Annotated in this window: 2 protein-coding genes; both read left to right on the forward strand. The window is 35.5% G+C overall.

Annotated features, from left to right (window positions below; all coding sequences use genetic code 11):
- A partial coding sequence (gene tnpA, locus EUBIFOR_RS11810; protein ID WP_040466577.1) for an IS200/IS605 family transposase occupies window positions 1-323 on the forward strand: 323 nt, incomplete at its 5' end.
- On the forward strand, window positions 292-685 hold a 394-nt coding region (locus EUBIFOR_RS11815), incomplete at its 3' end, for a hypothetical protein (protein ID WP_003866306.1). The genes tnpA and EUBIFOR_RS11815, both read left to right, overlap by 32 nt.

Consider the following 685-nt stretch of genomic DNA (forward strand, 5'->3'; position numbering starts at 1 on the left):
CCTTGAAGAAGATTCTTTCTGAAGTTTGTGATGCGTATGGATATATTATAAAAGCTTTAGAGGTCATGCCTGACCATATACATATTTTTGTAGACTGTCCTGCAACAGTTGCACCTTGTGATGTTGTTCGAACGTTGAAATCTATGAGTGCAATCCAATTGTTCAAGGCCTATCCGGAATTGAAGAGATTCTATGCAAGATGTGGAAAATTATGGTCAAATGGATATTTTATATCTTCTGTAGGGCATATCAGTGAAGCTGCAATCAAGAAATATATCGAGGAGCAGAAAGATGATACAACCCGAATTGAAAGCCTATCGTAGATGTTCAGATAGACATGTATTAGTATTGGAAACGAATCTGACTTATGTAGAAAAGTGTCAGATTTTTCATTATGCCGATTTGGTTCGTAAAGCTGGTAATGAATTAACTGGTATTATGAAAAAAAGATATGATCAGCTTGTTCGTACGAAAAGGTATCGCAAGCTAAAAAGGCTTTATAAGAAATATAAGGATGCCGATAATAAGAAGGCATTAAAAGATGTATGTAATCAGATGAAGGAAATGCAGAAACAGTATGATGTGACATGGGATTACTGCAGAACTTCAATGATTGTCATTAAAAAGAAATATGGAATCGATGCCGTATTTGCATTAACGAAAGCGGAGGATGTATTTCGTGGAA

The sequence above is a fragment of the Holdemanella biformis DSM 3989 genome, from assembly GCF_000156655.1.
Lineage (GTDB): Bacteria > Bacillota_I > Bacilli_A > Erysipelotrichales > Erysipelotrichaceae > Holdemanella > Holdemanella biformis.